The organism is Streptomyces durbertensis (assembly GCF_014156695.1).
Classification (GTDB): Bacteria; Actinomycetota; Actinomycetes; order Streptomycetales; family Streptomycetaceae; genus Streptomyces; species Streptomyces durbertensis.
The window spans coordinates 1-5,231 of record NZ_WMLF01000386.1; the positions used below are offsets into that span (position 1 = coordinate 1).

Sequence of the window (5,231 nt, forward strand, 5' to 3'; positions counted from 1 at the left end):
GCCCGTCTCCGCCACCCGGGTGGCGGAGACGGGCAGGAAGGCTTTGGGGAAAGACTGGAGGGGCGGGGGGCGGACTGCCTAAGATCGGTCCGCCAGGTCGCTGCACCGCCGCAGGACCGTCGCCGCCGTCGGGAGGCCCCATGCAACGCCGTAGGTCCGCGTACTCCGTCGCCGCCGTCGCTGCGTTGGCGATGGCCACCCCGCTGCTGACGGCGTGCGGTGGCGAGCCGAGGGCGGGCTCGGCGGCCGTCGTGGACGGCGAGCGGATCACCGTGTCGCAGGTGCAGGCCCGCGCCGAGGCCGTGCGGGCGGCGCAGCGCGCCGACGAGCAGAGCGAGGAGCTGATCCGCAGCACCGGTCCGCTCGCGGAGTTCAGCCTCAACCAGATGATCAACCAGCGGGTCGTGGAGCGGGCCGCCGAGGACCTCGACGTGAGCGTCAGCCGCCGCGAGGTGCAGGAGCGCCGGGCCGCCGACGAGAAGGCCGTGGGCGGGGCCGCCCAGCTGCGCGACATCATGCTCAAGCGCAACGCCATCGCGCCCGACCAGATCGACGAGCGCTACCGCACCGGGCTGCTGCTCGACAAGATCGCCGAGGCGCTCGGCGCCCAGCCGGGCACGCCCGAGGCCGGCGAGGTGGTCGTGCCGAAGTTGACCGAGACGTCGAAGGCGATGGCCATCGAGGTCAACCCGCGTTTCGGCGCGTGGGACGACGAGCACTGGCGGCTGGTCGTCGCCGACCGCGACTGGCTGAAGACCTCCCCGGGCGACGGCACCCCGGACGACGGCGCCCCCGGCGGCGGGCATGACGGGGACGACGGGCACGACGGGCACGACGGGCACGACCACTGACGCACTGACCCACCGGCCCGTGGGGTGTCGGCGGCGCCGGTTACATTCGGGGCATGACCTCAGCCGCCGCCCCCGACACTCCTGACGCGTCCGACGCCGTGGACTCCGGACGTGTCGTCCTGCTCACCACCAGCCACCGGGTGGCGCCCGGCCTGCTGTCCTGGCCGGCGTGGGAGACGCTGCGCGGTGCCGACGAGGTGCGCTGCGCCGACCCCGGCCATCCGCAGCTGCCGTATCTGACCGAGGCCGGCGTCGAGGTGGCGGTGGGTCCGCTGCCCGCCGCCCGCGAGCTGCTCGACCTCTGCGCCGGCGGGCGCACGGTCGTGGTGCTGGCCGACGCGGCCGGCGAGCCGGCGCTCACCGACGGCCTGGCGCGGCTCGCCGGTTCCGGGCGGGAGCGCATGCCCGACCTGGAGCTGCTGCCGGGCTCCTACGACCTGCCCGGCGCCCGGCTGCTCGACCTCGTGCAGGTGATGGACCGGATCCGGGCCGAGTGCCCGTGGAGCAGCGTCCGCACCCACCGCGACCTGGTGAAGTACGGCATCGAGGAGGCCTACGAGCTGGTCGAGGCCATCGAGGAGGGCGACCGCCGGGAGCTGCGCGAGGAGTTGGGGGACGTCCTGCTCCAGGTGGTGTTCCACGCGGCCATCGCCGCCGAGCACGAGGAGGAGCCCTTCGGCGTCGACGACGTCGCCGCCACCCTCGTGGAGAAGCTGATCCACCGGCACCCGCACGTCTTCGGCACGGAGACGGCCGAGTCCCCGGAGGACGTGAAGGCGCACTGGCTGCGCACGAAGGCCGCGGAGAAGCGCCGCGCGTCGGTGACCGAGGGGGTGCCGCTGGGGCAGCCGGCGCTGGCGTTGGCGGCGAAGCTCGCCGGCCGGGCGCGGACGGAGGGGCTGGTCGTGCCGCTGCCCGAGCTGCCCGGCGGGGCGGGCATCGAGGGCTCCTCCCGAGCCGGGGAGGTCGGCTACGAGCTGCTGGCGCTCGCCGTGGAGGCGGAGGCGGCGGGCACGGACCCGGAGTCGGCGCTGCGTGCGGCCTCCCGCGCCTACCGGGACGCCATCGTGGCGGCGGAGGCGGCGGCCCGCGCCGACGAGGCCCGCGACAACAGCCACGACGACGTGTCGGGCTGACCCACGCGCCGCGGTCAGCCGGTGCCGGCCCCCGCCTCAGCCCGGAGGCGGGGGCCGTCAGTTGGCGCCGGGGGGCATCCGAAGCGCCAGCAGGGCGATGTCGTCGTGCCCGTCGCTCGGGTGGTGGTCGGCGAGCAGCCGGCACAGCTTCTCCAGCGGGAGTCGGCTGTTGGCCCCGGCCAGTTCGGCGAGTTCCGCCATTCCCGCGTCGATCGGTCGCTTGACGTCCTCGACGAGGCCGTCGGTGAACATCAGGACGGTCGAGCCGGGCTGGAGTTCACGGCGGTGGTCCGGCCGCGGGATGTCGGTGTCCACGCCGAGCGGCAGCCCGGGGTCGGCCTCCAGGTACTCGGTGCGGCCGTCGGCGGTCACCAGGAGCGGCGGCGCGTGGCCGGCGCTGCTCCAGCTGAACCACCAGCGTCCGTCGCTCGGTTCGATGCGCGCCAGGCAGGCGGTGGTCACCGGGTTGTCGGTGATGGCGTGCAGGGTGTGGTCGAGCTGGGTGAGGACGGCGCTGGGCGGGGTGCGCCGGTCGAAGAGCAGGGCGCGCAGCATGTTGCGGGTCTGCGCCATGGCCGCCGCGGCCTGGAGGTCGTGGCCGACGACGTCGCCGATGACGGCGGCGCACGCGTCGTCCGGCAGCATGATCGCGTCGAACCAGTCGCCGCCGAGCTGGCCGGGCGCGGTCGCCGGCCGGTAGACGGCGGCGCCCTCGTAGGGGTGCAGGTCCGGCAGGCTGGGCAGGAGCAGCCGCTGGAACTGCTCGGCGCTGTTGCGCACGTTGTCGAAGAGCCGCGCGTTCTCGATGGCCACGCCCGCGGCGGCGGCGAGCGCGACGACGATGTCCTCGTCGTGGGAGTCGAAGGGCTGTCCGTCCTCGCGGTCGCACAGGTAGAGGTCGCCGTACACCTCGCCGCGCACGGTGATCGCCACGCCGAGCAGGTTGCGCATCGGCGGGTGGCCGGCCGGGAAGCCGACGGACGCCGAGTGCTCGGGGATGCCCTCGACCCGCAGCGGCCCCGGCTCGTGGATGAGGTGGCCGAGGAGTCCGCGGCCGTGCGGCAGTTCGACGCCGGCGAGCGCGGCCCGCTCCTCCTCCGTCAGGCCGACCGGGATGAACTGGGCCAGCCGGGTGCCGTCCTCGGTGAGGACGCCGAGGGCGCCGTAGCGGGCGTGTACCAGCTCCATCGCCGTGGTGACGATGCGGCGCAGTACGGCGGGGAGCTCGAGCTGTTCGCCGCTGATGGCCATGACCGCTCTGAGCAGTCCCTGGAGCCGGTCCTTGGCGTTGGCCAGCTCCTGGATGCGGCGGGCGATCTCGTCGATGGCGTCACCCGTCCGGGGCAGCCGGGGCAGTTCGGGCGCCAGGCCGCGTGAGCCGCCGTTCAGCCGGTCGGGGTCGCTCGCGCCGGGCGGGCGCTCCGGCTGTGCGTCATGGTCCATCTGCTCTCCTGCCACCGGGGCGGTTCTGGCCGCCAGCGCGGCGGGTGCGTGTTCAGGCGAGATCGGTCCCATTGTCCGGGGCGGCCGGACGGTCTGCGAGCCGGGGTGTCGCCTGGCTGCCATCCTCGCGGCTCGGGCACCGCCGAGTACAGCCGAGGGTAAAGAAACGGTAATAATCCCGGGTTTTTGGGACACCCGTAAGGGGAGCGCCGTCGCCGGCTCCGAGGAGGGGGGAAGGTAGGGCCCTCACCCAGGGGCCGTTCGGCCCATGCGACGTGGGCGCGTCCGGCGCAAGCTTGCAGTACCGGCCCAACCTTGGAGGTCCTGATGAGTGACGTTTCCCGCCCCGAGCCCTCGTCCACCGACGGCGCGAACACCGAGCAATGGCAGGACCCGCGTGCCGGAGCATCGACCCAGGGCGCTCAGGGTGGCGCCTCGGCCCCGCCGCCGGTGGTCGTCGGTTTTGACAACTCCGACTGCGCGCTGCGCGCGGTCGACCGGGCGGCAGAGGAGGCGGCGCTGCGGGAGACCGGGCTGGAGATCCTCACCGGATGGCCCTGGGAGCTGGTCATGCCGCCGGCCTCCATGGGGAACGCGGAGAGCGAGAAGGTCGTCCGCGAGCACCTGGACAAGGTGATCAAGCGGGTCCACGAGCGGTACCCGCAGATGACGGTCGAACCCGCGCTGAGCTGGGAGCGCGCGGCGGACGCGCTGATCAGCCGCAGCGGCGAGGCGGCGCTGACCGTGGTGGGCACCCGGGGCCACGGCGGCTTCGTCGGACTGCTGGTCGGCTCCGTCAGCCTGCGGGCCGCCGCGCACACGGAGGGGCCGCTGCTGGTCGTCGGCCCGCACGAGGAGCGGGACCACGGCCGGGTGCTGCTGGGACTGAAGTCCGTCCTGGACGACCACGCGCTCGAGTTCGCCTTCGAGGAGGCGGCCCGCCGCAACGCCGAGCTGCGGGTGGTCCACGCCTGGCAGTTCTCGCCCTTCCCGGACGACGTGCACAAGAACACCGCCGAGGCCACGCACATCAAGGAGGCGGTGGCCAGGCTGCGCGACCGGTTCCCGCAGGTGAAGGCGGAGGTCGCGTCGGTGGAGGCGCCGGCGGCGCGGGAGCTGCTGGAGCAGAGCGCCGAGGCGGACATCGTGGTGCTCGCCGCGCACCGCCGCAAGCGGCGCTTCGGCCTCCAACTCGGCGCGGTCTCGCACGCCTTGCTGCACCACGCCCAGTGCCCGGTGGCGATCATCCCCGCCGCGGCCTGAGCCGTACGGCCGTCGCGGGCACCGCACCGCGACGGCCTCTGATCCGGCGTGGGCCGGCCGTCACCCCCGTGCCGCCGGCCCACGCCCCTGCTCGTGTCCCCTCACCCACCCGGCCGTGGGCAGGCCGGCCGGCACGACCTGTTGACGTCTCGTCTACCGCTGGTCAGACTGCCGCCCATGGCGATCACCGGGCGGGGAATCCGAGGCAGGTCAAAAGCGGCGGCGCTGAACGCCGCCGCCCGGACGGCGGCGGCGTTCCGCACACCGGGCGCGACGGCGAGGGGCCAGGCGCCCGCCGCCTCCACACCCGCGCCGGGCGCCGCAAAACCGGCCTGGAGGGCGCTGCTGGGCGGGTCGGCTCCGGCCGGAGGGGCGGCGTCGGCGGTGCGGGCGGCCGCCGGCAGGCTCACCCGGCCGGACGGCCACGGCCGCGGTCCCCTCGCCGCCTTCGGCGCGCTCGCCGCAGCCGACCTGCTCGCCACGGCCACCCGCCCCCGGGGCGCCGCCCGCGCGGCGAAGCCGCTGCTCATGCCCGCCC

4 protein-coding genes and 1 pseudogene are annotated in these 5,231 nt (G+C 74.8%); 4 read left to right on the forward strand and 1 reads right to left on the reverse strand.

The genetic code is table 11. The features are described from left to right. Positions 1 to 140 precede the first annotated feature (140 nt). Together GL263_RS20935 and GL263_RS20940 are read left to right on the forward strand one after the other, a co-directional pair. Positions 141 to 851 carry a SurA N-terminal domain-containing protein gene (locus tag GL263_RS20935; protein ID WP_182857281.1) on the forward strand — a complete coding sequence of 237 codons (711 nt, stop codon included), beginning with the start codon at positions 141 to 143 and terminating at the stop codon, positions 849 to 851. A 53-nt stretch (positions 852 to 904) separates the two neighbouring features. Beyond that, entirely contained in the window at positions 905 to 1,987 is a 1,083-nt protein-coding gene (locus tag GL263_RS20940) for a nucleoside triphosphate pyrophosphohydrolase (RefSeq protein ID WP_182857282.1), read from the forward strand. Between the two features lie 57 nt (positions 1,988 to 2,044). On the opposite strand, the gene GL263_RS20945 is transcribed toward GL263_RS20940, so the two are convergent. Further along, positions 2,045 to 3,430: a PP2C family protein-serine/threonine phosphatase gene (locus GL263_RS20945; protein WP_182857283.1), complete on the reverse strand. Its 1,386-nt coding sequence runs from the start codon at positions 3,428 to 3,430 to the stop codon at positions 2,045 to 2,047. A gap of 327 nt (positions 3,431 to 3,757) precedes the next feature. On the opposite strand from GL263_RS20945, the gene GL263_RS20950 reads away from it, so the two are divergent. Together GL263_RS20950 and GL263_RS28540 are read left to right on the forward strand one after the other, a co-directional pair. Further along, entirely contained in the window at positions 3,758 to 4,693 is a 936-nt protein-coding gene (locus GL263_RS20950; protein ID WP_182857284.1) for a universal stress protein, read from the forward strand. A 177-nt stretch (positions 4,694 to 4,870) separates the two neighbouring features. Further along, positions 4,871 to 5,231, forward strand: a pseudogene (locus GL263_RS28540) (hypothetical protein); the annotation flags it as partial.

Excerpts from the sequence above, each read along its gene's own strand:
- GL263_RS20940 (WP_182857282.1), top strand. The coding sequence starts at position 905 with ATGACCTCAGCCGCCGCCCCCGACACTCCTGACGCGTCCGACGCCGTG.
- GL263_RS20950 (WP_182857284.1), top strand. The coding sequence starts at position 3,758 with ATGAGTGACGTTTCCCGCCCCGAGCCCTCGTCCACCGACGGCGCGAAC.
- GL263_RS20945 (WP_182857283.1), bottom strand. The coding sequence starts at position 3,430 with ATGGACCATGACGCACAGCCGGAGCGCCCGCCCGGCGCGAGCGACCCC.
- GL263_RS20935 (WP_182857281.1), top strand. The coding sequence starts at position 141 with ATGCAACGCCGTAGGTCCGCGTACTCCGTCGCCGCCGTCGCTGCGTTG.